Below are 25562 nucleotides of genomic sequence, written 5' to 3'. Positions count from 1 at the left end.
ACGTGTACTTGCCTACCGCTGATTCGAGTCACTGCTCGCCGGTTGTTGGGCGTCGAGTTCTGCGGTATCGAACAGCAGTTGTTCTTCCGGTTGTGCTGCTACTGGAGCGCGGAGTTGGCGCTTCAGGATGTGGACGTCGTAGACGTTCGTCGTCATCTGATTCTTGATGTCTTCGACTTTGTCCCGCTTCGCCCGGCGTGCGCCGTTGCGCGAGTAGCGGAACACCTGCAGAAGTCTCACAAGGTCCGCCCAGTAAGGGTCCAGCCCGTTCAAATTCGGCTGCTTTCCTTGCCTGATAGTGTTCTCTGCCTTCAACAGTCTCTCGACCGCCGGCCACGGGTCCCCAGCCGGCATCGGAGGCATGGAAACGCTTTCCTGGAAGCCTTCGGCAAGGTAGTCGTTGACTGCTTGCGTGTTGTTGGCATAAAGGTGCAGGCTACCGACAGCGTGCTTGTACTGTCCAACCTCCACCCCCAAGGACCGCGCGATGAGCTCTTGCAGCATCGTGAAGGCGAAAATATCGTGCGGCAGCCCCATGAAGGCATCGTTCGAACGCATCGTCACCATCGCGTTGAGCTGATAGTTGCGAATGAAGAACTGCAGCGTGCAAGTACAGGGCAGGTCTTCGCGCCGCTTCACGAGGTTCGCGGCGAGGTCATCTCCGTGGAACAGCTGGATGACGGCTCGCCGCGAGTGTTGATTTGCACGGAGTGTCTGTATGACGTTCTGAACTTGGTCGGTGCCGCTTGTCGGCCCGAACAGGCGAGGTCCGTAAGCGCCAAAAACGGTCTTCCCGTCGTCGGAAAAGTCCTTGTACCGGCTAATATAGTATTGGATGAAATCGAGTTTATCGCTGCCGGCGAGATACCAAAGAAATTCACCCAGGCAGCTAAACAAGGTGTTCTTCTTTTCACTTTGACTGAGACGCGCACGTGGTTTTTTCAGAACTAGCAGCGCGCCATTAATCTCGGTTGCCGGACCTTTTGTCGGGTTGATGTCGTCAGAGCCGCGCTTTCGCAGCAGGCGACCATAGACTTTCCGGAGCAGGTCGTCGATTGTTTCTGCAGTCAGATACATGGCAAAGACGGCGCGCCCGGCGTGGCCTATCGCTGGCGGAACCGCAAAAGTTGAGACGACGAAAACCTGAATATCAGTCAAACAGCCGAAGCTGAGAGTCTGCCTTTAAGAGCGATTCTTGAAGTTCAAATTTCAGTTGGCGGCCACGCAATACGAGCATCCGTCGGTCAGCCTGCACCGCCCCTCGACTCAGCGCGAGGTCTCTGACTTCAACAGTAATGTCGTAATGCGGTAATGACGCTTTTGCCTGGAACCAGCCGCGCTTTAACCCTAGAGATTTCGCGAATCGGTGTAGTTCGTCGAGCGAATCGGCAACCAAATGACACCACTGGCGTCCACGCCACGCAATTCGAGCGTTATCCACGTAGACCGCCAAACCAGCCTCTCAAGAAAATTTTACTTTTACATTCACGCAAAGCGATGATACTTCATAAAATCCGCTCACGGGCGGCCCATTCGTCGCCTCTTTTCTGGATTTCCTCCTGTTGTTCAGTTGCGCGTTCCCAAAGCACGTAGCCTTCATAGGTCGCTCGTTCCATCGTTGTTGTGTTCATCAGAGGACGTTTCGGTCGGCCTTGGGCCGAACATGACCGAAATGAATCGCTTTGCTTCGTCGATGCTCACACGCTCTACCGGCGACGCATTAGAAGCATGAAGGTATGGTGTGCCTTCACGATAAGTAATCTTGACGGTCAGTCGGAGCAAGGAGCCGATTGGATATTGCTTCCGCATAGAGCGACTGCACGCGACGTTCAGGCGCGGGTCGAGTCCCTGCCCGGGTAGCGGCCGCACCCGTAATTCCGCCGACGACGCTTCACCATGCGGCACATACGTCTCGACAATAATTTCCACCGCCGTCCTCCCTCTATCCGCGACTTCGCTATTCGCCGGTGCATCACTCTGCACTGTAGCGCGGCGCGCCGACCGCGCTTTGACCAACAGAAAGGCCGCAACGACGGGCGACATCTGTAACGCAAATATCACAATATGACATTTTCTCTCATATTGTAAAAACTTCCGATTTATTTCGTTCGACCAGTTGAAATTACCGCACCGCATCTCAAAATGCGGCGAACCCGCGCCTGCAGGGCCAGCACGGCGTCGGCTGAAAAACAACGAGGAGAGAACGAAAGATGACAACCGGTATCGAGATTGATTTTCTGCCAGTGGGCGAGGGCGAACATAGTGGCGACGCCATCGCGATTCGTTGGGTGGAAGATGGGCGCTCTAGGGTCATGCTGTATGACGGCGGGACCAAGGACTACGGCCAAGCACTGGTGAATCACGTCAAAACGCATTTCGGAGCGGATTACGTCGACTATGTTGTCAACTCCCATCCGGACAACGACCACGCCGGCGGTCTTCTCTATGTCCTCGAAAACCTGAAGGTCGGTGAGCTCTGGATGCACCAGCCGTGGAACTACAGCAGCCACATTCGCCACTACTTCCGGGATAAGCGCATCACCGACGACAGTCTCGCGGAACGTCTGCAGAGGAAGATGGCTGCGGCATTTGCGCTTGAGGAGATGGCCGAAAGTATGGGAATCACGGTGCGTGAGCCGTTTGCGGGTTCCAAGATTGGCATTTTCACGGTGCTGTCGCCGGAACGCGAACGTTACATCCACGAGCTGATTCCTGCGTTCGAAAAGTCTCCTGAGTTGCTGAAGGCTGCCACCGTGATGGATTCGATTGCTGACGCGGTGAAAGGAGCAATCGGGTATCTTGCTGACGTCTGGGACAAGGAGTATCTGCCCGACACGGTCACCACGTCGGCAGAAAACGAAAGCAGCGCTGTCCTTTTTGCATCGTACGGAGGACGGGGTTTTTTGCTGACCGGAGACGCCGGTGTCGATACGCTCCGCGCGTCTGCAGACTATGCTGCGCGCATGGGAATCCACCTGCCCACGCAGGTCACTTTTGCCCAGATTCCGCATCACGGAGGACGGCACAACGTATCCTCCGAGACCCTCAATCTCGTGTTCGGTGAGCCGTTGCTCTTTCGTCCTGAAAGTCCGGACCGCGTCGCATTTGTTTCCGCCGCTGCGAAAGCTCCGAGCCATCCGAAGCGCGTTGTCACGAATGCGTTCAATCGCCGGGGCTTCAGGGTTGCGCAGACCAAGGGAAATAGCATTTGGCATCGTCGCAACATGCCTGACCGGGCAGGCTATGGGCCGCTCACCTACGTGCCGTTCTACGATGAGGTTGAGCAATGACCGAGTCAACAAGTCTGGTAGGTGCTCTGACGAGTATGGTCTCTGCCTTCGGCGACCGGTATGACCGCAACGCGCGGCTGAAACCGGCGTTGCTCATGCTCTTGCCCGCTCTCGTCGCAATCGTCGCGCTCTATCACGATGCATTAGGAACGTTGGGCACAATCGTCACGCTCGCCAGCGGATGCGGCTTGCCGTTTTTACTTGCAGATTTCGCCCGAAGCCTCGGAGTTGCTCGAGAGCCGGAACTGTGGAAAAGCTGGGGTGGTGCGCCGAGCACCCAGTTGCTTCGTCACGCGGACTCGACTGTCGACGCCGTGTCGAAAGCGCGATACCACAGCTTTCTTGCGGAAAAAATCAGCACAAAGTTTCCGACGCCTGCTGCGGAGAAGCAAAATTCTGAGAAAGCAGACGCGGTATATGCGTCGGCGACGAAATGGCTGCGAGGTGCAACTCGTGACGAAAAGAAGTTTCGGCTTCTTCTGAACGACAACATCACCTACGGGTTTCGTCGCAACGCGTATGGTTTGCGGGGTTTCGGCATCGCTGTGTCTGCGTTGACGTTCCTCTGGGTCTGCCTGCGCCATGGTTTCGCGCCTTTCGTTGCGCGCGTTCGCGAAGCGAAGGAAATCGAAACGCTATTCTCCGCCGGTGAATGGATGTCATTGCTGTTCGCGTTGATTATGCTCGTCACTTGGATAGCGTTCTTCTCGAAGGCATCAGTACGGGCGGCTGCCTTCTCCTACGCCGACAAGTTGATTCTCGCTTGTGAAACGCTGATGAAGCCGGACAAGAAGTCGACGTCGCGTGAAGGCAAGAAAACCCCTTCTCCGAGAACGGGCCGCGAAAAGCCAATTCAATAAGCCGCACAAGGAGGGTTGCGCCCGCAGCCCAACCCTCCTCGACACTCGACTGGCGAGTGTCGCCACGCTAGTACGATATTCCGCCGTGCCCCCTTGGAAACTGGGCGAAGTTCATATGACAATGACTTTAGCGGCCAAGATACCTTGCGAGGTCTTCCAGCGCTCAGTCGTAATATTGCACGAGCTGAATGAAACCATTGTCAAGGCGCTTCACGCCGAGGTCATGTCCAACCGCTTGACTCAGCGCGACCCCTCCAAATTGGACACCTCCGCCAAATGAAACACCGGGCGTCATAGTGGTACCGTTGATTTCAACCGGGACCTTCGGCGACAGCATACCGTTAGAGTCAATAGTAAAAATTTGGTCGAAATGTACTCGCATTAACCCATCTGAACTTGAGCTGGCCGGCTGTGCCGATTGCGCTTCCGCCGGTTGCTGAGCAGCAGCATCGACTTGATTCGGAGTAGGCAAAGAAGACGCATCAGGAGACGCAGCAGTTGCCGCAGAGGAAGCGACCGCAGCTTCCTGTGCAGGTGAGGCCTGCTTGTCGCCACAAGCGGTCAAGCTTGCGACCAACACAAATACGGGTACTAACAGCACTTTTTTTACATTCATTCGGTTATTCTCTCCTATACAGTCGGGAAATCCGACACGGTATATATCGGCAATTCGGATATTCATCTTTAGTGGCAGTACCACGTTTAATGCGTGACGCATTGAACGCTCGGAGCTTCATCTAATTGATGTGCCGCACGGATTCACGGGCGAGGAACGCTGGTTTGGTGCCAAGCCGGCAACAGTGCGGCTGAAGGTGCGCGCGCTGAAGAAGTTGAAGGACGCGGCGGCCTAAGCGCTGCCTAGTGATTTAAAGAGGCCTGCCTTCAGCGGGCTTTTTTGTTTGGGCCATCGCGAATGCTCGAACACAATAAGTTAAACCAGAAGGAGTACGGAGTTGCCGCGTCTACGCTGCCAGGCGGTGTTCATAGAAGGGGCGGTGCCTGTCGTCGAGGATTGCGTAGAGCGAGGCAAGGTCCTTTGGGTCGGGATGTAACCAAGCCTCGACGTTCTCGGGCTTGATGGGAATGATGCATCGGTCATGACCCGCCGCAGCGACCTCCGGAGGCGGCTCGTCGGTGATTGCCGCGACGACAACAGATTTGGCTGCCCGGGCGCAGTCCAGCGGGACCAGAGGCAAGCCACGAACATCGGCTCTCCATCCTCCGGGCGGAACTCGATGACTAGGTTCTCGTCCTTCTCTCCATCGGCCAGCGTCCTCCCTTCTGCCTTCGCTTTGCTCACGTTCTCGTAGAACACGTCGACGACTATGATGCCGTGGGTAATATACCGCTCTGGAGTGCCGGATTGTCGGTGACGTCGTGAAATCACAGACTCGAAGCGACGTTGGAGCGCTTCGGGAAATGTCGAGACTTGGCTAGCTCCATGCCTCCCCGAGCGCCTGTGCCTGCTGCAAAACCAGCTCCACCGCGCCGTCCTGTTGGTCCGGCGGGTACTTGTATTTACGGAGGATACGCTTGACCATCAGCCGCAGTCTGGCTCGCACGCTCTCCCGCTCCGACCAGTCCACTGTGATGTTCTGACGCAGGTTTTCGGTGAGTTCGTGTGCAATCTTCTTGAGCGTCTCGTCGGTCAGCTCGCGGACGGCTGACTCGTTATTGGCGAGCGCGTCGTAAAAACGGATTTCATCTTCCGTCAAGCCCAGCTCCTCGCCGCGGGTCGCGGCTGCGCGGAACTTCTTGGCCATATCGATGAGCTCTTCAATGACCTGGGCTGTTTCAATCGCCCGGTTCTGGTAACGCGTCACGACGTTGGCGAGCATCTCAGAGAACTTCTTTTCCTGCACTACATTGCTTGCGAAACGGCTTTTGATTTCGCCTTCAAGAAGCCGCTCTAGCAGTTCCACAGCAAGGTTGCGTTCGGGCAGATTCCGGACTTCCGCGAGGAAGGCTTCGTCGAGAATACCGATGTTCGGCTTTTCGAGCCCGACCGCCTCGAAGACATCCACCACTTTCTCGGACACAACTGCCGAGCTGATGATTTGCCGGATGGCGAGTTCACGCTCCTCGTTGGTCTTCTTCTTGTCGCTCAGTTCGCGCTTGGTGAGAATGACCTTCACGGCCTGCATGAAGGCCACTTCCTCGCGCACGAGCTTGGCCTCATCGAGCGTGCAGCACAGCGTAAAGGCCTTGCTCATGGCGAGCGCCGTATCCGCAAAACGCTTCTTGCCGTCCTTCAATCCCAATACGTGGTTGGCCGCGCCGGCGAGGCATTTGTGGCCGCCGGTCAGAAAACCGCTGTAGTCGTAGCCATGAAGCATGCCGCGCAGCACATCGAGCTTTTCCTCGAGCACGGAATACGCTTCGGCGGCGTCGACCGTTGGACGTCCACGTCCATTGCTGGCCGTGTATTCCTTCAACGCGCTCTTCAATTCGTTGGCGATTCCGATGTAGTCAACGACCAGTCCACCCTGCTTGTCCTTGAAGACGCGGTTCACCCGAGCAATCGCCTGCATCAGGTTGTGGCCTTTCATGGGCTTGTCCACGTACAACGTGTGTACACATGGCGCGTCGAAGCCCGTAAGCCACATGTCGCGGACGATGACCATGCGCAGTGGGTCGGCCGGGTCCTTAAAGCGCTTTTCGAGCCGCTTCTTGACCTGGCCGCTGTATATATGCGGTCGCAGCAGCGCCTTGTCGCTGGCCGAGCCGGTCATGACGATTTTGACGGCGCCTTTCTCCGGGTCCGGGTCGTGCCAGTCGGGGCGAAGCTTGATGATTTCGTCGTAAAGGTGAACGCAAATCTCGCGGCTCATCGCCACCACCATGGCCTTGCCGTTCTGTGCCTTGTTGCGTTCCTCGAAGTGTGCGACGAGGTCGGCTGCCACGGCTGCCACGCGTGGTTCCGCGCCGACTACCTTTTCTAGCGCGGCCCAGCGGCTCTTGAGTTTGGCCTGCTGGCTTTCCTCTTCGTCCTCGGCCAGTTCGTCCACTTCGGCGTCGATATGCGGCAGGTCCTCGGCCTTGAGCGACAGCTTGGCCAGGCGCGACTCGAAATAAATGGCGACCGTGGCGCCGTCCTCTTTGGCCTGCTGCATGTCGTAGACGTGGATGTACTCCCCGAATACGGCGCGCGTGTCACGGTCCTCGCTCGATACCGGCGTGCCGGTAAAGGCTACGAAGGTGGCATTGGGGAGTGCGTCGCGCAGGTGCTGCGCATAGCCGACCTGATACTTTTCCTGGCCCGGTTTGCCCCTCAGTTGTGCCTCGAAGCCATACTGGGTGCGGTGCGCCTCATCGGCGATGACCACGATGTTGTTTCGGTCCGAAAGCACCGGGTACGTGTCTTCGTCCTCGCCGGGCATGAACTTCTGGATGGTGGCAAACACTATGCCGCCGGAGGGCCGGTTAGCGAGCTTCGCGCGCAAATCCTGGCGGGTGCCGGCCTGCACAGGCTGCTCGCGCAACAGGTCCTGTGCCAGCGAAAAAACGCCGAACAGTTGTCCGTCAAGGTCGTTTCGGTCGGTGATGACGACTATGGTCGGGTTTTCCATCGCCGCTTCCTGCATAACGCGGGCTGCGAAGCAGGTCATGGTGATGCTCTTGCCGCTGCCCTGTGTGTGCCAGACCACTCCACCCTTGTGGCTGGCACCCGGGCGCGATGCCGTCACCACCTGTTGGATAGCCGCGCACACCGCGTGGAACTGATGGTAGCCGGCAATCTTCTTGACCAATGTGCCGTCATCCTCGAACAGCACGAAGAAGCGTAGGTAGTCGAGCAGGTAAGTCGGCGCAAGCACGCCGCGAATCAATGTTTCCAGTTCGTTAAACTGACCAAGCGGGTCAAGCGTGGCGCCGTCGATGGTGCGCCACTGCATGAAGCGCTCCGCATCGGCTGACAGCGAACCCATGCGCGCCTGCGACCCATCCGAAATCACCAGGACTTCGTTGTACTGGAAGACGTCCGGAATCTGCGCCTTGTAGGTCTGTATTTGGTCATAAGCCTTCCAGATGTCGGCGTTCTGGTCGGCGGGGTTCTTCAGCTCCAGCAGTACCAGCGGCACGCCATTGACGAACAGCATCACGTCGGGACGCCGTGCATGCTGCGGGCCCTTGATGGCGAACTGGTTGACCGCCAGCCACTCGTTGGCCGCCGGGTCGGCCCAGTCGACGAGGCGCACGAAGTCACCGCGCAACTCGCCGTCCTTCTGGTACTCGACCGGCACCCCGCCGACCAGCAACTGGTGAAAGTGCCGGTTGGCCGACAGGAGCGCCGGAATGCCCAGGTCCCGCACCTGCTGCAACGCATCCTCCCGCGTCGCAGGCGGGATGCCGGGGTTAAGCCGTGCAACCGCGCCGCGCAGCCGTTCGACCAATAGCACGTGGCGGTAGTCGGCCCGCTCGGGGTTGGCACCATCCGGCGCGAGGTCGGGGCCGAAGAGGCAGCGGTAGCCAACGTCGGCCAACCAGTCCAGCGTTTCCTGTTCGAGTTGGTCTTCGGTCATGGTCGTTGTCAGGCGACGAGCGTTTCGGCTTCGGAGAGATGGAGTTGTCCTGAAATCAAACGAGGGAGCAGACTGTCGCGAAGCTCACCCAAGCTTCGAATACGCACGGCGTTTTCGATACGTAGCTCAATCAGGGGCGCAACAAACTCCGTCAGTCGTGTCAGAACCTCCGGCGGAGGCACAGCGATTTTCGCTTCCGTGAGGTGCTTCCGCTGGATGTGCCCCATCGTCGTTGCTTTGTGTGCGGCAATCTCCCTGAATTCCGGCAAGTGGTGACGGGTAGCCAAGTAATAGAACCACTTAGGGACCTCGCTTGAGGTGACCTTGAAGAGATGCTGGTTCAGTGCACCTTCGCCTCCACACCATAGCTCGACTTCCAGCGAACCTGACCAAGAAAACAGTACATCGCCGTCCCGGACTATGTACTCAGCCTTGAGCTTTGTGCTCGCGCGGTCAGCGTTTTGCGTATTGCCGGCGCGTAGCTGGGCAATCTTGATGACGGGAAGATACTCATCCTCGCTTTCGGCAGGAAACTTCTGAAGCGCCAGGCCATTGAGATAGTCGGCAAACGAGTCCAGCGAGCGCGCCCTCCACGCCCTCGGCACCAACCCCAACTCCGACTCCTCAAACCCATCCGGAAACAGCGCAGCGGTGGCTTCGTCCATGCCCTCAGGCGCGCGCCCCTCCTGCTTGGCGCGGACGGGTTCGAAATCTACAAACCAGGACTTGAACATGGCCTGGGCGATGGCTTCTAGGGTGACGTTGGTTTCGCGGAGGAGGGAAATGCGGTCGTCAATCGCGTCAAGCGCCTCTGCGATTTCCCGTTGTTCCGCAACCGAGGGCAATTTGAACTCAAATGACTCAATGCGACTGGGGGCCGTGTGAAGAATCTTGGTTCCTGTCGCTGAGTTGACTAAGTGTCTATTGAAGGGGGGGTAAAGAAAGAGCCAGTACAGGAAGTCAGAGCAGACCCTGCCGCTCTTGAGTACAACCTTCCCAAGGCGTTGGTTATGCAGGTAGACGCGACCATTATCAGGAACGCGCGCCGGAATTCCGAGAATCTCGCCACCCGCGGTTTGACAAGTCATCACCAATAGAATCTCTCCGGGCTGGAGTATGTATTCCGATGGGAACTCTCCTGTGTAACGCTTTATTTGCGTCGACTCGAAGCGGAAGCCACCCGTATACTGGAAGTTGCCTATAGCAACAACGATTGGCAAACCTGCCGCCTCGTCATCAGCCTTAAAATAGTCACTCTTAAATGCCCAGCCGTGCTTGACTTCGGCAAGCTCGCCAAGTCGAACATGTGTCCACTCAGAACTCATACCCCATCCCCCCCAGCTTCTGCCGAATCAACTGGTCCAGTTCCGCCCCCTTCGCCATTTGCTCGCCCAGCATTTCCGTGAGCTTCTGCATTTTCTCGACAAAGGCTTCGTCGTCGTCCTCGACTTTCTCGGCGCCGACATAGCGCCCCGGCGTCAGAACATGGCCGTGCTCGGCAATCTCGGCTAGCTTCACGCTGCGGCAGTAGCCGGGAACGTCCGCGTATTCGCCGACACCATCAATCGCCTCGCCGCGCCAAGCGGCGACCGTATTGGCAATGCGCTCGATAATTTCGTCGGTCAGTTCCGTCTGCACACGGCTAATCATGCTGCCGAGCTTGCGTGCGTCGATGAACAACACTTCGCCCTTCCGCGTGGTTTTTTGCTTCGCGAGGAACCAAAGACAGGCCGGAATCTGAGTGTTAAAGAAGAGCTGGCCTGGCAGGGCCACCATGACCTCGACCACATCGGCGTCGACCATGGCACGGCGGATGTCGCCCTCTGAGTTCTGGCTGGAACTCATCGAGCCGTTGGCCAGCACGATACCGGCGCGGCCATTGGGTTTGAGGTGATACAGCATGTGCTGCAGCCACGCGTAGTTGGCGTTGCCCTGCGGTGGCGTGCCATAAACCCAACGCGGGTCGCCTTCCAGGCTGCCGTGCCACCAGTCGCTGACGTTGAAGGGTGGGTTGGCCAGCACGAAGTCGGCGCGCAGGTCCGGATGCTGGTTGCGCACAAAAGTGTCGGCCGGTTCGCGCCCGAGGTTGTAGTCGATACCCCGGATGGCGAGGTTCATTGCCGCCAGCCGCCAGGTGGTGGGGTTGGATTCCTGCCCGTAGATGGATACATCACCCAGCTTGCCTCCGTGTGCTTCGATGAATTTCTCGGACTGCACGAACATGCCACCGGAGCCGCAGCAAGGGTCATAGACTTTGCCGTGATGGGGCGCCAGCACCGCAACCAGTGTCTTCACGATAGAGGCTGGTGTGTAGAACTGCCCGCCCTTCTTGCCTTCGGCACTGGCGAACTGGCCGAGGAAGTATTCGTACACCTGGCCGAGCACATCGCGCGCGTGGCTGGCGTCCTCGCCAAAGCCGATAGTCGAAATCAGGTCGACCAGCTCGCCCAGTTTGCCGTCGGGCAACTGCGAGCGGGCATAGCGCTTGTCCAGGATGCCCTTGAGCTTGGGATTCTCGGCTTCGATTTCCGCCAGCGCCTCGTCGATACGCTTGCCGATGTCGGTCTGCTTGGCCGCGCTGCGCAGGCTCTCCCAACGCGCCGTTTCGGGCACCCAGAACACGTTGACCTCGCGGTAGTAGTCACGGTCCTCCAACTCTTCGGCCAGCAACTCGTCGTCGCATTCGCGCAGGAAGTACTCGTCGTTCTCGTCGGCGAAGCGCCGGGTTAGTTCGGCGCGGCGGCCGGCGAAAGTGTCGGAGATGTACTTGAGGAAAATGAGGCCGAGCACGATGTGTTTGTACTCGGCAGCGTCCATATTGGCGCGCTGCTTGTCGGCGGTTGCCCAGAGGGTCTTTTTGATGTCGTCAAGCATCAGAACTGGTTCGTCCGGTCATAGTCAGGTGTATATCCAGGCATAACGCCCGGCATCTTGCCATCAAGAAATTGGGAGCGATTCTATCTTGATTGCCACATGTGCTCCCTGGCGTGCTTGTACATCACCCCGAGGCGTCCAAACGTATGGGGCGCGGTAGATTTTATCTCTAGCCATCTCTGCCTAGCCGCCGATTGGGCATCCCACCGTCCCGGCCGGATAGTCCCCCGGCCACTCCTTTGCCAGCAAACCAAGCTCACGCGCATGGCCGCAGAGGTTGCTCCCAATGAAATCCTCTGTCTCGCCATCGCCTGCGGCCGGACACACTCCCGCTCCGCCCGCCGCAGCCACCCCGACCAGACCGACTGTTGCTGATGCAAGCGCGCGCATGACGCCATCGACTTCATATCGAGGGACCTGTGCGACGTGATTCCGGATGTCAAAGCAATGGCGGCTGGTCACCGTTGTCCGCAACTGACTTCGGCTTCCGCGGTGGCAATGGGAACGGTTCAGCATGCATCGCTTCGACCGGGAATAGATTTAGAAACGAACGCGCCTCGTCTGTCGTTTTACACGACAGCCAGTCCGAATACTCCGTCGGCGGCACAATCACGACCGAACGCTTTTCGTCTCCAGGCTTGTGAAAGCGCTTCATCAGCGGATGCTCATCTGAATTGACGGTCAGCATCGTGAACGCAAGAGTTTGCGAACCGTCGACTTCCTTCCACGAACGCCAGAGGCCTGCGATAGCCAAGGCTCCGCCGTTGGCCATGCCAATCTTCCAGCGTATCGGCTTACCGGTTTCATAGTTCGGCTCAAAAAACGCGCGGCACGGAATGAGGCAAAGTTGCAGGTTCTTCCAAGCGCCGCTGAAGCTTCGCTTGTCGCCAACGGACTCGGAGCGGGCATTCATCGTGTCGAAGACCTTCACGCCGGGTGGAATGTGCCGTCGCGGCACGATACCAAATGAGGCCGGCACCGTCGCAAACTCATCTGCATTGCGTTGAAGGATGGGAGCGTAATAGTCCTTGTAAATCTCAGGCCGGTACTCGAAGTCCGGAACAGGAAACAGGCTGAACACGTCCCAAGCGTCGTTCGGATTCGCTTCATAGCTTGTACACATTGGGGCCTCCTCTCGCGCCATGATACCCGCGAAAAACCAGGCTATACTGTATATCCATACAGTAGTTTGGTTGGCCATGGATACTGTTCGCACCCCATTACCGGAGTCGATTCATCCGGCGCTTTGGCGCGCATCGCAGCTCGCGCGCGGCCGCGTGTCGACGGTCGATACGGGGTACCCGGTCTTGTCGCACGAGCTGCCTGGCGGAGGGTGGCCCATTGGAGCGCTCACCGAAGTCTTGGCGCAGGCACCGGGTTCAGGAGAGATGCGGCTACTCGCCCCGGCACTGGCGTCACTGAAAGCGCCAGTGGTCTTGGTTGAGCCGCCATGCGACCCGTGCGTTCAGGGTCTCGCGTATTCCGGCATTCCGGCTGAACAGGTTCTCCTGTTACGTGCGAAGCGTTCGAACGACCAGCTTTGGTCGGCGGAGCAGATTCTGAAGGCGAGCACCTGCGGCGCGGTTTTGCTCTGGCAGACGCATGTGCGCGCAGATTCGCTCCGGCGTTTGCTATTGGCCGCTCGGTCGAGCACGTCACTTTTTTTCGTATTTCGACCCATTCTCTCGGCATCAGATGCATCTCCGGCTGAACTTCGAGTCGCCGTGCGTCCCGCCGAAGAAGGCGTGAGCGTCGACATCATCAAACGCAAGGGGCCAAAGTTCGAAGGCGACCTGACCGTGAATGTGCTGCCAGGGTCCGCGCTCCTGAGCCCCCGTGGTCGGCCACGCCGCGCGGTCGCGCCGTTCGAAATCGAGACTAGAGTCACAAGGGATGCATTCGCCTGATTGCAGGTTGCGGGCGCGCATGCTACATCCGAAGGAGATTCCATCATGAGAGCGGACGACTGGGTACGAGAAGCTGAGCGAGAGTCGAAGCTTGTCGATGCCCTGTACAAGGCGCGCTATCTCATTTCATTGCACAACGGCATGACCGTACGGTGTGACGGTGAGGAATGGGCGCTTGATTTCGGTCAGGAGTTGAAAATGATTGACGCTACATTGAAGATGGCTGGAATCGACACTCAGCGCCTCAAACGGTAGATACTTGTGGGGCCGCTCGTGTCGCGGCAAATATTGATGGGAAGCAGTGTGGAGGACCTCCAGAGGTCGACAGATGCAAACTGAGAAATATCGTGGATATACGCTGTGGGGTCATTCCATCCTGCAGCAGGAAGACATCCTGCAACCGGAACGGTTCGCAGGAAGCGGCACAGTCATGCGAGACAATAAGGTCGTAGACGCGTCCGGCGTCCTTGGTGCGTTCGATTCTGATGACGAAGCGGAATTTACAGGGCTCTCGTGGTGTCGCGCATGGGTCGACAGCCACGGCTAGTGCGCAGCGGCAGACTCTGCCGCACACGCTATGCGTTACTTCCCGTTCTTCCGCGCTCGCTTCGCATCTTTCACCTCGCTGCCAGTCCTGCTGCGTTTCCCCGCGGGTCCGGCCTTCGAGCTTTTTGATTTCGTCGAAACAAGTCGAGCGGCCAAGTCGCCGTAGCCGTGTTCGGCCAACAGCGCCGGGAGCAATGCTGGTTTGATGCCCGATGCGCTGACATCGGCGCCAATCTCAATTAGTTTGGCGATGCAATCAATCCGTTCGATGTCGGCGGCGAAGTCCAGCGGCGTCATGCCATCGCGGTCCGGGGTATTCGGGCTAGCTCCAGCAGCCTTGAATACGTCGATAAGTTCGTCTGGAAGATAGCCCTCGTTGTTCCCAACAATCGCTGAGTGGAAAACGGTGGAGCCGTCACCGCCGGGCTCGCTCGGGTCCGCGCCGAGTTCGATGAGCTCACGGACAAGCGCCCACTCACCCCTTTCGACCGCCAACATCAAAATGGTCGGGTCGGCTTCAAAGGGGCGCAGATTCAGAAGCAGCACTCTGTCTTCGTGGTTCCTGGCCATCTCAATCGCTGCGCGAAGATACAGGCGTTCAACGAGCGCCCGATAAATATGCTGGTCTTCAAAGTCCCCAAGGTTCCCAGCATCAGGCGCGCGGCCCTCAGACAAAGGTTGGTCGTCCGACACGCTCATGGCTAGAGCAAGCGAGGCCTGCAATATGACCTGAGAGCTTTCCCCTTGGAGCACAGACTCGAGAATATTTTTGACTTGCGCAACGGTTCGGTGACCATCATTTTGTGTTCCGTTCGCCATTCCGGCTTCGCGCGCGTTTGTCTTCGCGATGTTCCTTTTTTTTGACATGGTTGCTCCAAGTGAGTCAGGACCAGAGCTTAGTGTTAGCCTTCCGGCCGCGGTAGGGGATTAAAGATTGGTTTTTGAGAGAGACGACAACCCGTGTCAGGTGAACAGAACGACCAGCAATGCAGCGACATCCCTCGACGACTGGCGGAGCGCATTCGCTGCGCACGTGAACTGTTCGACCTGTCGCTTCATGCGCTGTCGGAAAAAGCCCAGGTCGACCGGAAGTCTCTCCGAAGCATTGAGGCTGCGGAATTTAATCCGTCAGTGAAGACTTTAGAACGCATCGCGAACGCTTTTGACATGACCATTGCCGAGCTTTTCGGCGCGTCGCGAGGGAGCATACCGTCGTCTTTGCTCGACGCCCCCACACTCGTCGCGCTTAACGTCAAGCGGCTAAGACGCGCGAAGGACTGGAATGCTGCTGACCTTGCAGAGCGGACGCTCATGAAAGCTGCATACGTTAGTCTGCTCGAGACCGGGAAATGCGGATGCACATTGCGAACGCTGCTCCGCCTGGCTGCAGGATTCCAAGTTGATGTCGTGCAATTGCTGACGCATCCCGCCCCGCATGAGCGATAAGGTGGTTCCACAGCCTCCAGAGTTGAACGCTGCGCTGTCTTGGACCCACGACGACTTAACAAAACGAGGCGAACCGAAAGCGCGCAAGCGAGCGCGCGGATGCAAAGGTCATCTCGGGAAAAGCGGTCGCATTTGCCTATACAGGAATCTGTATGACGCCAACCGCTCGGAGAGTATTTGACGCCGTTCGTCGTCAGGGAAGAACTCCTGCGATAGCGACTGCGTACGGACGACAACGGGGAAGTCCCCGCCAGCTGCAAGCCAGCCTAGACGAGCGGCGCCGAGCGCAGCGATGTAATGTGTGTCAAACGGACGGCGTAACACTATCCCGAGTACGTCGACGAGCAACTGTGCCCAGAACGTACTGCGTGCGCCTCCGCCTATAAGGTTCACCAACGTTTCCTGAGTACCATCTGTACGCAAGGCGTCGAGGCCATCGGACAGGGCAAACGTGACGCCTTCGATAACGGAATAAGCGAGCGTCGCACGGTCCGTTGATTGATTAAGACCGCAGAACACGCCCTGAGCATATGGGTCATTGTGAGGCGTCCGTTCGCCGGAAAGATACGGCAGGAACAATGGCGCTTTAGTGCGACCGCTCGCGCTGACACCCTCGACCTCGGCTAACAAAGCAGTTTCGTCAGCCGAAGTCAGCTTGCAAAGCCAGCGAATGCAGCTAGCCGCGGACAGCACGACGCTGGTTCGGTGCCACCTGTCTGGAATTGCGTGGCAAAGTGCGTGCAGTCCCAGTTCCGGGCTTGGCCGGAAGCGCTCGGTGACGACGGAAAGGACACCCGACGTACCGAGCGACAGAAAGCCCTCTCCAGGTTCTGTCGCGCCGACGCCGAGCGCGCTTGTCGCCGTGTCGCCTCCGCCCGCTGCAACCAGTACATTTGGGGACAACCCAAGCTCACTGGCGACACTTGCGAGCACAACGCCGGTTGCCTGGCAACCTTCCACAATCCGAGGAACCTGCATCTGCGTCATGTCACAGGCATGTAGGAGCTCGTCGGACCACTGCCGGCGTCCAACATCTAGCCAAAGCGTTCCCGACGCATCAGACGCGTCCGTAAGCTTGATGCCGGTCAAGCGCAGACGAACGTAATCTTTCGGTAGCACCACGCATGACACCCGTCGGAAGCACTCCGGCTCGTGTCGCGCCAGCCATAGAAGCTTCGGCGCAGTGAGTCCTGGCATCGCGCAGTTGCCTGCTATCTCGCGCAGTCTCGGTGCGCGGGCCTCGAGTTCGGCGCATTCGCTGGCGCTGCGCATGTCATTCCAAAGTATCGCTGAGCGCAACGGTTCGTCATTTGCGCCGAGCAGAACAGCGCCGTGCATCTGACCCGACATGCCAATGGCCTGCACGCGAGCAAACGCATCGGGATGGCTATTGCGTAGCGTCGAAAGCGCAATTCTCGTAGCTCGCCACCAATCATCTGGGTCTTGCTCTGACCATCGGTGCCTCGGCCGTGAGATTTCCAAAGAATGACGAGCGGTCCCGACGACACTTCCATCGCTTGACAGCAAAAGGACCTTCAATTCGGTCGTGCCGAGGTCAATGCCGAGGAACATTGCTGATACCCAAGGTGAAGCCTGCCTAGCTCGCCTATAGGTCGAAGTTGGTGGGCATCAAGACCACGTCGCGGATGGTCAGGCCGCGTTGCCGTGTCAACATGAACATGATTGCATCCGCCACCTCACTAGCCTCGAGCAGGCTCCCGGATTCTTTGGCTTCTTTCAGTTTTTCTTCAGGCCAATCGGCAAGCAGTGCACTGATGACCGGGCCAGGCGATACAGAACCGACGCGGATTCCGTGTTTGAAAACCTGACGCCGCACGGTCTGGACAAAGCAGTTAATCGCCCACTTGGACGAAGCATAGACCGGCTCCCACGGCGTCGGAAAGTGAGCCGCCAGGGAGCTGGTCACCACAATATCACCCGTCCGACGAGCAATCATGTGGGGCAGCACGTCGTGAACGTTTTTCATCACGACATTGACGTTGAGATTCAGCATTCGGTCAATCGCTGCAGTGTCTGCCTCGACCAGTTCGCCACCCACATAAGTGCCGGCGTTCGCGTGCAGGATGTCGATTTGCCCGGCGATGTCCAGCACATGGGGTACGAGAGCCGAGCACGCTGCTGGGTCGAGCAAATCCACGACTAAAGGAAAAGCTGCGTCGCCGTGCTCCCCACAGATTGACGTCAATGCCGCCTCATCGCGGTCGACCAGCACGACGCGAGCACCGGCAGTCAACATCGCCTGGGTACTCGCCAAACCTATCCCTGAAGCAGCGCCCGTTACAACAGCGACCTTGCCCTGCAGTTCTCCGGCCATAACATTGCCCTCCTGGTTTGCCACATTGCAGATTTGCGAGGGCTGGAAACGTCCCACTCACTTTGTCGCTCGCAGAAAGAAGTTCGATTTCCGGCTCAAGAGTCCGCCACCCGCTGAATGCAATCACAGCATCGGTTGCCGCCCGGAAAATATGTCACTGAACATTTGCTCTTCGTAAGGGCAAATAATCTGATGACCGGTTGACCCTGTCAAGGCGATTTCAAGAGGGAAAACCCCGACGACCGGTTCCGCGACCGGGGGTAATGAAGGTTCGGGCGCGAGGACGAAGAAGGGTGCGCTGCCCATCAACTGGTGCTGAACGGTGAGCCTGATAGCCGAAGTGACCTCTCGCGCCGACACCACTGCCTTCACGGGCTGTTGCGGCCTTGCGACTAAACGTCTTCGGCGAATCGGCGGAGTAAATAGCATCCGGTGCGAGAGCGTGAAGAAGGCTCCGTAGCTGCGCGAACTGGCGCAAAGCGGCCGGCCCCCAGTCACCCTTGCCGGATTCAACCTATGTGCGCTACGACGGGCTGGGCGACATCGCGGTATTCGGCGCGACCCAGACCGAGCAGGGGCCTGACGCGTATGGGATGGACTTTGCCCAACTGATGGGTCGCGGTTATGCGCTTGCCGGTACGGCAAAGTGGGTTGTGGTTGGAGGGCAGACCGTCTGGCTGGCGGGGCTGAGCGACACGGCCGGACAGGCGTATGGCCTGCTGTTCGTGTTTCGTGACGCCAGGGGCTATGTCTGGCATGTATTCACCGCTACCGGGCACATCCTGGCGAACACGGGCGGCCCCGCCGACCCGGGCTTTTACACGCGCGCCAACGCACTCGCTACTGCGTTCGTGAAGGCCGCCTTTGCCGGTTGAGGGCCGCAGGCCGAGGCTGCGTGTCACCCGGCTGACTCAGCTGCGGGGCGGCGGCTGGTCGGGAAACGTGAAATGGATGGGTTCGGCGGTATCGACACCAAGCAGCTCAAGCGCTCGCTTCAGCGCGTAAATCTCGGGAGCAAAGCTCCGCCTACGTCGACGTTGAAGAAGCGCTTGCGCCGCATCGCGATGCTCAAGGCCTGCCGCGACATTGACAGCGCCGCCTGAGGGCGGCGGAAGTGAGTAGCTGGCCGTCCGCGAGCAGCTTGCGCCGCTTGGCCGGCTGCGAAGACTACCTGCCGAGACGCTGCTTGTGCATCTTCACCAGCTTGCCGGTGTAGCCGGTCGAATACCCCATCAAGCTGGCCGCCTGGGTGCGCGTGTAGTCCTGCTTCTCTACAAGGTCATAGGCGGTCGCCGATTTCTGCGGCACGCTCTGCGACCTGACCAGCGACTGGAGCTGCGACTGCAGCTCGGCAATTTTCTGGTCTTGCTGGGCAATTTTCTCGTCCTTACCGGCTCTGTCGGCTTCGAGTGACTGGATACGGTCCTCATGCTCGGCAAGCTGCTGGTCGTGCTCCTCAAGTTTCTCCTTGAAGGCCCTAAAGCCAGAATGCATGAGTGCGCCCAGCTGGCGCATTGCATCGCTTTGTGGATTACTCATTGTTTCCTCCGTTTCGAGCATCAGATTTCCACATGCATGCAGTCGCAGGGGCATGCCCGCCTTGTTGCCCGAAGGCAACCGACCACATGCGCATTGCCGCGAGCATCCGATGAAACGCGGGCGGCCGCGGGGCTCCCGCGGACTCCCCCGAATCAGGATGGCGGGTCGAACAGCGTAGCGCATAGAGGGCGCGCGAATCGTTCGGCGCGCCACGCTGTGGACGATAAAAAGGCCCCTTTGCAAAAAAGGGCGAGAAAAGGCTTGATGACGCGCTAGGCTGCTGGCCACCAACCTCGTCACACGGCGTTGCTCTATCCCGGTATGCCGGGGCTGATGGTGTTCACCGGGTCAGCTCATCCCCGTCCATGAGTGTGTCGATGAGCGGGCACGACATCTTTCCTTTCGACGTTCGAACAGCGGTGCACCAGGGTCGCCAGAGCGGCCTCCAGCCTCGACAAATCCTGCATGCGCTGGCGCACATCGGTGAGCCTGTGTTCGGCGATTGCGCGCGCGGCCCTGCACGTCTGACCGTCGTGCAGAGACAGCAACGCTTCCACCTCATCCAGTGAAAAGCCAAGGGACTGCGACCGCTTGATGAAGCGCAGTCTCCTCAGCACATCTGCCGGATAGCGCCGAATGCCACCGGTCGGACGCGGCGGTAGCGGAAGCAACCCCCGGCGATGGTAGTACCGCACGGTCTCGACATTGACCTCTGCCGCTTCGGCCAGCTGTCCGATGGTCATTTCCTGCATGGCGTGCTTGACTCCGTACTCAGGTACGCACCTAGACTAGACTCAACCAGTCGGAAAAGGAAGTGTCATGCGGCGTCGCTGGACCACCACTGGCTCCCTCCTCGTGGGAGCGGCTGCCGCGCTTGGCGCATCCGCCTGCTGTGCGGGCCCCTTGCTCCTTGTGGTGCTGGGAGTGGGGGGCGCCTGGAGCTCGCGTTTGACCGCGCTGCGGCCATTTCAACCGCTGTTTATTGCGGCGTCCATCGCCTTCTTCGCAATGGCCTTCTACAGGCTCTACGCCCGGGCTGGGAAATGTGCTGAGGGCGAAGCCTGCCTGGTGCCATCGATGCGGCACAGGCAGCGCGTCGTTTTCTGGGTTGTTGTGCCGGCCGCGCTCGCCCTGATGTCGTTCCCCCTGTATGCGCCGCTCTTCTATTGAGACTCTGCCATGAAGAAACTGGTTACAGTGTTCGCGATGGCGCTGACAGCGTCGACCGCCTTCGCTGAAGGCCTTCGCACGGTCACCCTTGACGTCACAAACATGGATTGCGCGGTGTGTCCGATTACGGTTCGCAAAGCGATTGAGAAGGTACCGGGCGTGGCTACGGCCAAGGTCGACTTCGCGACCAAACGCGCGGAGGTGATATTTGACCCAAAGCAGACTACGGTCGGCGCATTGACGAAGGCCACAGCTGACGCGGGCTATCCATCTCATCTCGAGAGGGAGCAATGATGAGCGCGGTTGTGCTGAATTCCATCATCACTTGCCCGGCGTGCGGGCATCAGCAAGACGAGACAATGCCCATAGATGCCTGCGTGTGGTTTTACGAATGCGAGCACTGCAGGACGGTGCTGAGGCCAAAGCCCGGCGATTGCTGTGTGTACTGCTCATATGGCACCAACAGATGCCCTCCAATGCAGCAGTCAGGCTCATGCTGTGCTGGCTGACTCAGATGTGCTGTGGCCTGCCTTCACGGACCAAGGACGTCGAGGACGGATGTTGTCACGACCGCAGGCGCGATTCGTTGCTTGCAGTTGTCCGGCAAACTGGCAACTACGATGCGTGGATGGATTAGCGCAGTACGCGCTTTATGAGCGCTGCAATTCCGAGAGGCTAAAGACGCAACAAATTCACCAAATAGCTGGAAATGCGCTCAGGAATCCGAAGGTTAGTAGTGTTGCCGCAGCACGAGCGCTGCGGGAAAGGCTAGTTTCCTGGTCGACGCCTTCCGGTGAGGGCAAGATGCGGTTTTCGCCGCCGAAGCCCTATCAAGTTCGTGATAACGGTGTGCACGTCGCTCCGCAATGCAGACCACGCGCACTGAAAACACCGAGGGCAACGTCGCTGAAATCATTGGCTGATTGTCAGCCGATGCATTGCAGGGCCAATGATGCAATGCTTGGCATGCCTGGTCGCGAGCTTGGAGTTCACAAATGCGATGAAGACGTGTGGTCGCTTAGGTCCGAAATCGGGCGACGCGTCACGGTGCCACAGTATACTGTCACGCAGCCCTTGCTCCTGCATTGGTGGTCAAGCTAACCACGCAAGACATACGCGAGGTCCTCGAGCGAGGGCGGCTTGATGAGACGGTGGTCGAATCCGCTCTCAATGGCGGTGGAATCCGGCATTGTCCCTGCGTAACCGGTCAGTGCCACCAGACGGGTCGATGAGCATTGCGCATGCTCGCGCAGTCGGCGTGCCAGTTCATGCCCGTCCATGCCGGGCATGTTGATGTCAATGAGTGCAATGTCGGGCGTGAACGACTCGACTATCGAGAGCGCCTCCGGTCCGGACTGCGCACGTCTGACCTCATGACCGTCGAGCGTCAACAACATCGCGAGTGCCTCGGTGGCATCTGCATTGTCGTCTACCAGCAGGATGCGAGCTGGGGACATGCCGTGCGTGGTCGCCGCCGCGTGGTCGAGCTGACTTCTGCACACGATAGGCAGCCGTACCGTGACTTCCGTACCGTTGCCCTCACCCTCGCTGACAACTGCAATCTCGCCCCTATGGGCGTTGACCAGGTATCTGACGACCGACAGGCCAATGCCCAGCCCGCCGTCTGAACGCGTTCGCGCGGACGGTGATTGGGCGAACATGTCGAAGACGTGCGGTAGCATGCCCGGCGCGATACCCATGCCGTTGTCCCGCAAGGTGACGATTGCGTCCCTCGGCGTCGAATCGTGCGCGGGTATCGTATTCGGGTCGGGAGCATCCACCCGTAGCCTGATTTCACCTCCTGATGGCGTGTACTTCACGGCGTTCGACAGCAGGTTTGAGACGACCTGGGTCAGACGGGCAGCATCTGCAAAGACCGTCACCGGGTACTCCGGCAGCGTCACCTGTAGCTGTTGGTGACGTCGCTCTGCCTCGTCCGTGACGGCGGCCATCGCGTCCTTGACGATGTCGCCGAGTAGTCCGTAGGCGTGGCGGACAGACAGCTTGCCGTGCCGTATCCGCGATGCGTCAAGCAGGTCACTCACGAGGCGCTTCAGTTGCCGCACCTGCCTGTTGGCGAGCGCCAGCGCCGATAGCACGGAGGGGTTGCCGGCTGCCAACTTTTGCGCCGCCGCGAGCGCGCTGTCAATCGGACCGAGCGGATTTCGCAGTTCGTGACCGAGCGTCGCGATGAAGTCGACCTGATGAGCCTCGACTACAGCGAGCGCATTCCTCGCGGCTTCCGCTTCCTCAGCGCGCGCTTCTGCGTCGGCTTTCGCCTGCCGGATAGTCAGGGCGGCACACGTGAAGTTTGCAAGACTCGTCAGGATGCGGCGGTGTTCGCTGTCAAAGTGAAGGTGCTCATCATAAGACATGACCCAGAGCGCGCCCCAGGGCTCGGGCGTGCCGGGGACGGGCACGACCAGTTCTTCTGTGACCTCGTGCGTGATGGGGGCAAGGCAATCGAACTGGCGTTTGGGGAATGCAAACAGCTGGGGCGAGCCCAGTTGAAGCGTGACGCCCGCCGGGCTGTTATCGGGCGGAAGCAGGTGTCCGACGAGGTCTGCACAGTGACCCGAGAGCGCCACCCAGCGGAAGGTATGAGGTAGGCTCGCATCACGCTCGCGCAGGCTGATGCCGGCGCTGCCGGCGTTGCACAACTTCAGCGCGGTGTCGACGAGCGTCTGGAGCATCACGCCATCCGCTGCGTTCAGCGTCTGGGCGAGACCATGCAGGGCCTCGTTTTCGGCAGCAAAGTCCGGAGCCCGGCGTCGACGCGCGTCGAATTCCTCGGTCACAAGCGTGCCGGCGCGTTGGACCCGATTTACGGCGTCTGAATCTGACATCCTGGGCATGCCACCCTCTTGCGGAGTGAAGGTTCGTTGTAAGAAAAACGCCAGTCCACGTCAATTCTAGTTCGGCAATTTCGACCGGACTATCGTGACGTCGGCATGCGCCGGTGCAAGATTGTTCATGCAAAGTTAATACAGGTGCGGAGACGCAGCGGTTATGGCGCGTACGGAAGGCGGCACCGGCCTTGCTGATATAAGCTTGTTGTAAGAGAGCGCGCGGCACGCGGGTCGCGCAGCAAGGAGCAGGTCATGAAAGCGCTTGATGCAGCGTCGCGCGCACGCAGCGCCGTTGCGGTGGTGGCGCTGTCCGCAGGTTTGTCCGGTTGCTATTACTACGCGCCCTATGGCTACGTTCCATATGATGACGTGCCGACAGCGGTGACGCAGCCATATCCGTTCACGATGCCCGATGCAGCCGCATCCGGCACAGCGTCCGATGCGACTGCATCGACGAACACCTATATCGCAACCGCCGCACCGGTCTTCGTCGAGCCTGCGTATTACCCCGTCCCGTATCCGTACTACGGCTGGCCGTGGTGGGGACCTTCGGTGTCACTGAGCTTCGGCTATTGGGGCGGCTGCTGTTACGGTGGAGGCCATCATGGTCACTGGGGCCATGGAGGCTGGGGCGGCCACGGCTATTGGGGCCACGGGCAGGGAGGCGGCTGGACTGGCCACGGGTACCGATGGCGCGGTGGCGGTGGCGGCTGGGGCGGCGGTGGCGGTGGCCATTATTGGGGCGGCGGCGCACGTCATGGGTCTCTGCACTGAACGCGACGGGTGCCCGCCGGGCGGTCGTAACAACCGCGGTCCCACGGCAAACTTCGCGCGTGCTTCCTGAGCTCAGTGGGCGAATGCGCAGACATGTACACTGCACGCGCTTGTCATCTGCCCCCCAGCGCTTTTCTTCGACCAGGCTTCGAGACCCTTCGCAGCCCTTGAGCCGACCGTTCGTATTTAAGTGACTCTTGAAGGGATTGGTGGTTATACTTAGGTATTAGTCCGTAAATCTGACCGGACAGGCTAGGCCATTTAATCATTTAATAATACATATTACATAAGAAGAATTCTTGGCAGCGCCGCGAACTTCTCGTAATTGGAAATATTGAATGAACGTGCTCGTCGTTGACGACAATGAGTCTGTTGCGGACAGTCTCGCTTTCCTGCTGGACTGCTATGGCCACCATGCTGTTGTGGCCTACGATGGCGAAACCGCGCTCGCGCTGCTTCGTACCGGCACTTTTGAAATCACGTTCCTTGACGAGAACCTGCCCGACATCAAAGGCAGTGTGGTCGCACGGTCGCTGAAGGAAACGCCGATTCGCTCCAGGGCTTTTCTTGTCTCGATGACGGGAGACGCGGACAGCCAAGGCGACTTTGCCCGGCTCTTCGATGTCTGTCTGCAGAAGCCGTTCTCCTGCGAGGCACTCATGCAGGTCATCGAAGACGCTCGCTGCAGCAGCGATGCGGTAACTCTCCAGGCTGCCTAGGCACATTCATCATCGAAACCGTCGGCGAAATTCGGTCTCGTTATTTACGCGTGCGCTCTTCAAACCGTTGAGCCCAGCAATGGCATCAGCGATTAGCAGCTCATCAGCATGCTGACGATTCAGCTCGCGCCTTTGCCTGCGTTGAGTTGTGAGAGATTTGACGCGAGCGCACACCTTCATGATGTCGGCAGGTTCTCGTGTGGCCCAAGCGGAGCGAGGTATGCCGCCAGCACTAGCTCAGTAAGCCATACGCCGTTTTCCGAGCGCGAGAAGGCATACCCGTCGGCATGCATCTGCGCGCCATCGACGACCAGTACCAATGGTCTACCATGTCGTGCACCTACCCGCGTTGCCGTGTCGACGTCCGTGCTCAAATTGACGGCGTGCCTAGTTTGAGCCTTCAACCCTTCAACGGCGATACTCGTCCAGTTGTTCCAGGCGGTGCCGTGATAGAGAACATCTGGCGGTTTCACTGCGGCATAGGCCCACTTCATGAAACTTGCGAAGCGCAATCTCCAGGTCAAGATTGTTATCCGAGTTCTTCTCTACCTCTGCTGATTTTGAGGGAACGATGGGCGCGTTTTATGGTAGGTGCGCATCAAAAAAATCTTCGTTCACGAATCGCTTTTTTGATGCGCAGCATAACCAAGCTGAGTACGAAGCCGCATGCTGGCACGACCAGTAATGCCGGAAACTTGAGAGCGAATTGCCAGATTGCTTCCATCGCATCTAT

The 25562-nt window shown here is 58.8% G+C and carries 28 protein-coding genes and 3 pseudogenes; 14 read left to right on the top strand and 17 right to left on the bottom strand.

Features of this window, described 5'->3' with window-relative positions; genetic code table 11:
• Positions 1-12: 12 nt before the first annotated feature.
• The 3 genes from BXE_RS20810 to BXE_RS45945 form a co-directional block, all read right to left on the bottom strand.
• A complete protein-coding gene (locus tag BXE_RS20810; protein WP_233518759.1) occupies positions 13-1158 on the bottom strand; it encodes a thymidylate synthase in 1146 nt (381 codons plus the stop codon).
• Positions 1151-1441: a DUF4031 domain-containing protein gene (locus BXE_RS44455; protein ID WP_233518855.1), complete on the bottom strand. Its 291-nt coding sequence runs from the start codon at positions 1439-1441 to the stop codon at positions 1151-1153. The genes BXE_RS20810 and BXE_RS44455 overlap by 8 nt, the downstream gene beginning before the upstream one ends.
• Before the next feature lie 155 nt (positions 1442-1596).
• Positions 1597-1929 (bottom strand): hypothetical protein, encoded by a 333-nt coding sequence (locus tag BXE_RS45945; RefSeq protein WP_148222968.1) that lies wholly within the window; start codon positions 1927-1929, stop codon positions 1597-1599.
• 281 nt (positions 1930-2210) lie between these two features.
• On the opposite strand from BXE_RS45945, the gene BXE_RS20805 reads away from it, so the two are divergent.
• Both BXE_RS20805 and BXE_RS20800 read left to right on the top strand, forming a co-directional pair.
• Positions 2211-3290 carry a ComEC/Rec2 family competence protein gene (locus tag BXE_RS20805; protein WP_011490140.1) on the top strand — a complete coding sequence of 360 codons (1080 nt, stop codon included), beginning with the start codon at positions 2211-2213 and terminating at the stop codon, positions 3288-3290.
• A complete protein-coding gene (locus tag BXE_RS20800) occupies positions 3287-4150 on the top strand; it encodes a hypothetical protein (RefSeq protein ID WP_011490139.1) in 864 nt (287 codons plus the stop codon). Before BXE_RS20805 ends, BXE_RS20800 begins: the two co-directional genes overlap by 4 nt.
• A 163-nt stretch (positions 4151-4313) precedes the next feature.
• On the opposite strand, the gene BXE_RS44450 is transcribed toward BXE_RS20800, so the two are convergent.
• The gene (locus tag BXE_RS44450; RefSeq protein WP_011490138.1) at positions 4314-4868 is read right to left on the bottom strand and encodes a hypothetical protein; all 555 of its coding nucleotides are present in this window, start codon (positions 4866-4868) and stop codon (positions 4314-4316) included.
• 40 nt (positions 4869-4908) lie between these two features.
• Here BXE_RS44450 and BXE_RS47295 point away from each other — a divergent pair.
• Positions 4909-5001, top strand: a pseudogene (locus BXE_RS47295) (DNA-binding protein); the annotation flags it as partial.
• Positions 5002-5112: 111 nt separating this feature from the next.
• Here BXE_RS47295 and BXE_RS47290 read toward each other — a convergent pair.
• The 5 genes and pseudogenes from BXE_RS47290 to BXE_RS20775 form a co-directional block, all read right to left on the bottom strand.
• Positions 5113-5486 (bottom strand): annotated as a pseudogene (locus BXE_RS47290) (SOS response-associated peptidase family protein); the annotation flags it as partial.
• A 97-nt stretch (positions 5487-5583) separates the two neighbouring features.
• Positions 5584-8670, bottom strand: coding sequence for a type I restriction endonuclease subunit R (locus tag BXE_RS20790; protein ID WP_011490136.1), 3087 nt, complete (start codon positions 8668-8670; stop codon positions 5584-5586).
• Positions 8671-8678: 8 nt separating this feature from the next.
• Entirely contained in the window at positions 8679-9995 is a 1317-nt protein-coding gene (locus BXE_RS20785; RefSeq protein WP_011490135.1) for a restriction endonuclease subunit S, read from the bottom strand.
• The gene (locus BXE_RS20780) at positions 9985-11544 is read right to left on the bottom strand and encodes a type I restriction-modification system subunit M (protein ID WP_011490134.1); all 1560 of its coding nucleotides are present in this window, start codon (positions 11542-11544) and stop codon (positions 9985-9987) included. The genes BXE_RS20785 and BXE_RS20780 overlap by 11 nt, the downstream gene beginning before the upstream one ends.
• Before the next feature lie 439 nt (positions 11545-11983).
• Positions 11984-12667 carry an SOS response-associated peptidase gene (locus BXE_RS20775; RefSeq protein ID WP_011490132.1) on the bottom strand — a complete coding sequence of 228 codons (684 nt, stop codon included), beginning with the start codon at positions 12665-12667 and terminating at the stop codon, positions 11984-11986.
• Positions 12668-12743: 76 nt separating this feature from the next.
• On the opposite strand from BXE_RS20775, the gene imuA reads away from it, so the two are divergent.
• The 3 genes from imuA (at position 12744) to BXE_RS47285 (ending at position 13998) form a co-directional block, all read left to right on the top strand.
• Positions 12744-13451, top strand: coding sequence for a translesion DNA synthesis-associated protein ImuA (imuA, locus tag BXE_RS20770; protein WP_011490131.1), 708 nt, complete (start codon positions 12744-12746; stop codon positions 13449-13451).
• A gap of 45 nt (positions 13452-13496) precedes the next feature.
• Entirely contained in the window at positions 13497-13706 is a 210-nt protein-coding gene (locus BXE_RS20765) for a hypothetical protein (RefSeq protein ID WP_038457212.1), read from the top strand.
• A gap of 73 nt (positions 13707-13779) precedes the next feature.
• Positions 13780-13998 carry a hypothetical protein gene (locus tag BXE_RS47285; protein ID WP_038457214.1) on the top strand — a complete coding sequence of 73 codons (219 nt, stop codon included), beginning with the start codon at positions 13780-13782 and terminating at the stop codon, positions 13996-13998.
• 35 nt (positions 13999-14033) lie between these two features.
• Here the strand turns inward: BXE_RS47285 and BXE_RS20755 are convergent, their stop codons facing one another.
• Positions 14034-14864: an ankyrin repeat domain-containing protein gene (locus BXE_RS20755; protein WP_011490128.1), complete on the bottom strand. Its 831-nt coding sequence runs from the start codon at positions 14862-14864 to the stop codon at positions 14034-14036.
• Positions 14865-14957: 93 nt separating this feature from the next.
• Here BXE_RS20755 and BXE_RS43405 point away from each other — a divergent pair, with 93 nt between their 5' ends.
• A complete protein-coding gene (locus tag BXE_RS43405) occupies positions 14958-15443 on the top strand; it encodes a helix-turn-helix domain-containing protein (protein WP_011490127.1) in 486 nt (161 codons plus the stop codon).
• 108 nt (positions 15444-15551) lie between these two features.
• Here BXE_RS43405 and xylB read toward each other — a convergent pair whose 3' ends face one another.
• Positions 15552-17015: a xylulokinase gene (gene xylB, locus BXE_RS20745; protein ID WP_011490126.1), complete on the bottom strand. Its 1464-nt coding sequence runs from the start codon at positions 17013-17015 to the stop codon at positions 15552-15554.
• 34 nt (positions 17016-17049) lie between these two features.
• Positions 17050-17778 (bottom strand): SDR family oxidoreductase, encoded by a 729-nt coding sequence (locus BXE_RS20740; protein ID WP_011490125.1) that lies wholly within the window; start codon positions 17776-17778, stop codon positions 17050-17052.
• 500 nt (positions 17779-18278) lie between these two features.
• On the opposite strand from BXE_RS20740, the gene BXE_RS20730 reads away from it, so the two are divergent.
• Together BXE_RS20730 and BXE_RS46610 are read left to right on the top strand one after the other, a co-directional pair.
• Positions 18279-18653 carry a hypothetical protein gene (locus BXE_RS20730; protein ID WP_038457217.1) on the top strand — a complete coding sequence of 125 codons (375 nt, stop codon included), beginning with the start codon at positions 18279-18281 and terminating at the stop codon, positions 18651-18653.
• Between the two features lie 72 nt (positions 18654-18725).
• The gene (locus BXE_RS46610) at positions 18726-18881 is read left to right on the top strand and encodes a hypothetical protein (protein WP_158340937.1); all 156 of its coding nucleotides are present in this window, start codon (positions 18726-18728) and stop codon (positions 18879-18881) included.
• Positions 18882-18945: 64 nt separating this feature from the next.
• Here the strand turns inward: BXE_RS46610 and BXE_RS20725 are convergent, their stop codons facing one another.
• Together BXE_RS20725 and merR are read right to left on the bottom strand one after the other, a co-directional pair.
• Positions 18946-19338, bottom strand: a complete 393-nt coding sequence (locus tag BXE_RS20725; protein ID WP_038457220.1) for a hypothetical protein — start codon at positions 19336-19338, stop codon at positions 18946-18948.
• Between the two features lie 319 nt (positions 19339-19657).
• A pseudogene (gene merR / locus BXE_RS20720) lies at positions 19658-20069 on the bottom strand (Hg(II)-responsive transcriptional regulator).
• A 67-nt stretch (positions 20070-20136) separates the two neighbouring features.
• Between merR and BXE_RS20715 the strand changes: the two are divergent.
• Genes BXE_RS20715 through BXE_RS47280 form a run of 3 tightly spaced genes read left to right on the top strand, consistent with a single transcriptional unit; the run spans position 20137 to position 20996 of the window.
• Complete coding sequence (locus BXE_RS20715) at positions 20137-20487, top strand: mercuric transporter MerT family protein (protein ID WP_011490120.1); 351 nt, start codon at positions 20137-20139, stop codon at positions 20485-20487.
• A 9-nt stretch (positions 20488-20496) separates the two neighbouring features.
• A complete protein-coding gene (gene merP / locus BXE_RS20710) occupies positions 20497-20781 on the top strand; it encodes a mercury resistance system periplasmic binding protein MerP (protein WP_011490119.1) in 285 nt (94 codons plus the stop codon).
• Positions 20781-20996 carry a GDCCVxC domain-containing (seleno)protein gene (locus BXE_RS47280; RefSeq protein WP_081435564.1) on the top strand — a complete coding sequence of 72 codons (216 nt, stop codon included), beginning with the start codon at positions 20781-20783 and terminating at the stop codon, positions 20994-20996. The genes merP and BXE_RS47280 overlap by 1 nt, the downstream gene beginning before the upstream one ends.
• Before the next feature lie 588 nt (positions 20997-21584).
• Here the strand turns inward: BXE_RS47280 and BXE_RS20705 are convergent.
• Positions 21585-23285 carry an ATP-binding protein gene (locus BXE_RS20705; RefSeq protein ID WP_233518760.1) on the bottom strand — a complete coding sequence of 567 codons (1701 nt, stop codon included), beginning with the start codon at positions 23283-23285 and terminating at the stop codon, positions 21585-21587.
• A 303-nt stretch (positions 23286-23588) separates the two neighbouring features.
• Between BXE_RS20705 and BXE_RS20700 the strand changes: the two genes are divergently transcribed.
• Positions 23589-24110, top strand: coding sequence for a hypothetical protein (locus BXE_RS20700; RefSeq protein WP_011490116.1), 522 nt, complete (start codon positions 23589-23591; stop codon positions 24108-24110).
• Between the two features lie 338 nt (positions 24111-24448).
• Complete coding sequence (locus tag BXE_RS20695) at positions 24449-24829, top strand: response regulator (protein WP_011490115.1); 381 nt, start codon at positions 24449-24451, stop codon at positions 24827-24829.
• A 176-nt stretch (positions 24830-25005) separates the two neighbouring features.
• On the opposite strand, the gene BXE_RS20690 is transcribed toward BXE_RS20695, so the two are convergent.
• The gene (locus tag BXE_RS20690) at positions 25006-25353 is read right to left on the bottom strand and encodes an RNA 2'-phosphotransferase (protein ID WP_199577076.1); all 348 of its coding nucleotides are present in this window, start codon (positions 25351-25353) and stop codon (positions 25006-25008) included.
• A 74-nt stretch (positions 25354-25427) separates the two neighbouring features.
• The gene (locus BXE_RS47900; protein ID WP_267886343.1) at positions 25428-25553 is read right to left on the bottom strand and encodes a hypothetical protein; all 126 of its coding nucleotides are present in this window, start codon (positions 25551-25553) and stop codon (positions 25428-25430) included.
• Positions 25554-25562 lie beyond the last annotated feature (9 nt).

Source organism: Paraburkholderia xenovorans LB400 (genome assembly GCF_000013645.1).
In the GTDB taxonomy this organism is placed as follows: domain Bacteria; phylum Pseudomonadota; class Gammaproteobacteria; order Burkholderiales; family Burkholderiaceae; genus Paraburkholderia; species Paraburkholderia xenovorans.
The sequence above is the reverse complement of the archived record's forward strand: the minus strand, read 5'-3'. Positions and strand labels throughout refer to the sequence as shown.

What these genes read in the sequence shown, in the direction of transcription:
- BXE_RS20805 (WP_011490140.1), top strand. Translation starts at nt 2,211, where the DNA reads ATGACAACCGGTATCGAGATTGATTTTCTGCCAGTGGGCGAGGGCGAA.
- BXE_RS20800 (WP_011490139.1), top strand. Translation starts at nt 3,287, where the DNA reads ATGACCGAGTCAACAAGTCTGGTAGGTGCTCTGACGAGTATGGTCTCT.
- BXE_RS44450 (WP_011490138.1), bottom strand. Translation starts at nt 4,868, where the DNA reads ATGCGTCACGCATTAAACGTGGTACTGCCACTAAAGATGAATATCCGA.
- BXE_RS20790 (WP_011490136.1), bottom strand. Translation starts at nt 8,670, where the DNA reads ATGACCGAAGACCAACTCGAACAGGAAACGCTGGACTGGTTGGCCGAC.
- BXE_RS20785 (WP_011490135.1), bottom strand. Translation starts at nt 9,995, where the DNA reads ATGAGTTCTGAGTGGACACATGTTCGACTTGGCGAGCTTGCCGAAGTC.
- BXE_RS20780 (WP_011490134.1), bottom strand. Translation starts at nt 11,544, where the DNA reads ATGCTTGACGACATCAAAAAGACCCTCTGGGCAACCGCCGACAAGCAG.
- BXE_RS20775 (WP_011490132.1), bottom strand. Translation starts at nt 12,667, where the DNA reads ATGTGTACAAGCTATGAAGCGAATCCGAACGACGCTTGGGACGTGTTC.
- imuA (WP_011490131.1), top strand. Translation starts at nt 12,744, where the DNA reads ATGGATACTGTTCGCACCCCATTACCGGAGTCGATTCATCCGGCGCTT.
- BXE_RS20765 (WP_038457212.1), top strand. Translation starts at nt 13,497, where the DNA reads ATGAGAGCGGACGACTGGGTACGAGAAGCTGAGCGAGAGTCGAAGCTT.
- BXE_RS47285 (WP_038457214.1), top strand. Translation starts at nt 13,780, where the DNA reads ATGCAAACTGAGAAATATCGTGGATATACGCTGTGGGGTCATTCCATC.
- BXE_RS20755 (WP_011490128.1), bottom strand. Translation starts at nt 14,864, where the DNA reads ATGTCAAAAAAAAGGAACATCGCGAAGACAAACGCGCGCGAAGCCGGA.
- xylB (WP_011490126.1), bottom strand. Translation starts at nt 17,015, where the DNA reads ATGTTCCTCGGCATTGACCTCGGCACGACCGAATTGAAGGTCCTTTTG.
- BXE_RS20740 (WP_011490125.1), bottom strand. Translation starts at nt 17,778, where the DNA reads ATGGCCGGAGAACTGCAGGGCAAGGTCGCTGTTGTAACGGGCGCTGCT.
- BXE_RS46610 (WP_158340937.1), top strand. Translation starts at nt 18,726, where the DNA reads ATGGATGGGTTCGGCGGTATCGACACCAAGCAGCTCAAGCGCTCGCTT.
- BXE_RS20725 (WP_038457220.1), bottom strand. Translation starts at nt 19,338, where the DNA reads ATGCTCGAAACGGAGGAAACAATGAGTAATCCACAAAGCGATGCAATG.
- BXE_RS20715 (WP_011490120.1), top strand. Translation starts at nt 20,137, where the DNA reads ATGCGGCGTCGCTGGACCACCACTGGCTCCCTCCTCGTGGGAGCGGCT.
- merP (WP_011490119.1), top strand. Translation starts at nt 20,497, where the DNA reads ATGAAGAAACTGGTTACAGTGTTCGCGATGGCGCTGACAGCGTCGACC.
- BXE_RS47280 (WP_081435564.1), top strand. Translation starts at nt 20,781, where the DNA reads ATGAGCGCGGTTGTGCTGAATTCCATCATCACTTGCCCGGCGTGCGGG.
- BXE_RS20700 (WP_011490116.1), top strand. Translation starts at nt 23,589, where the DNA reads ATGAAAGCGCTTGATGCAGCGTCGCGCGCACGCAGCGCCGTTGCGGTG.
- BXE_RS20695 (WP_011490115.1), top strand. Translation starts at nt 24,449, where the DNA reads ATGAACGTGCTCGTCGTTGACGACAATGAGTCTGTTGCGGACAGTCTC.
- BXE_RS47900 (WP_267886343.1), bottom strand. Translation starts at nt 25,553, where the DNA reads ATGGAAGCAATCTGGCAATTCGCTCTCAAGTTTCCGGCATTACTGGTC.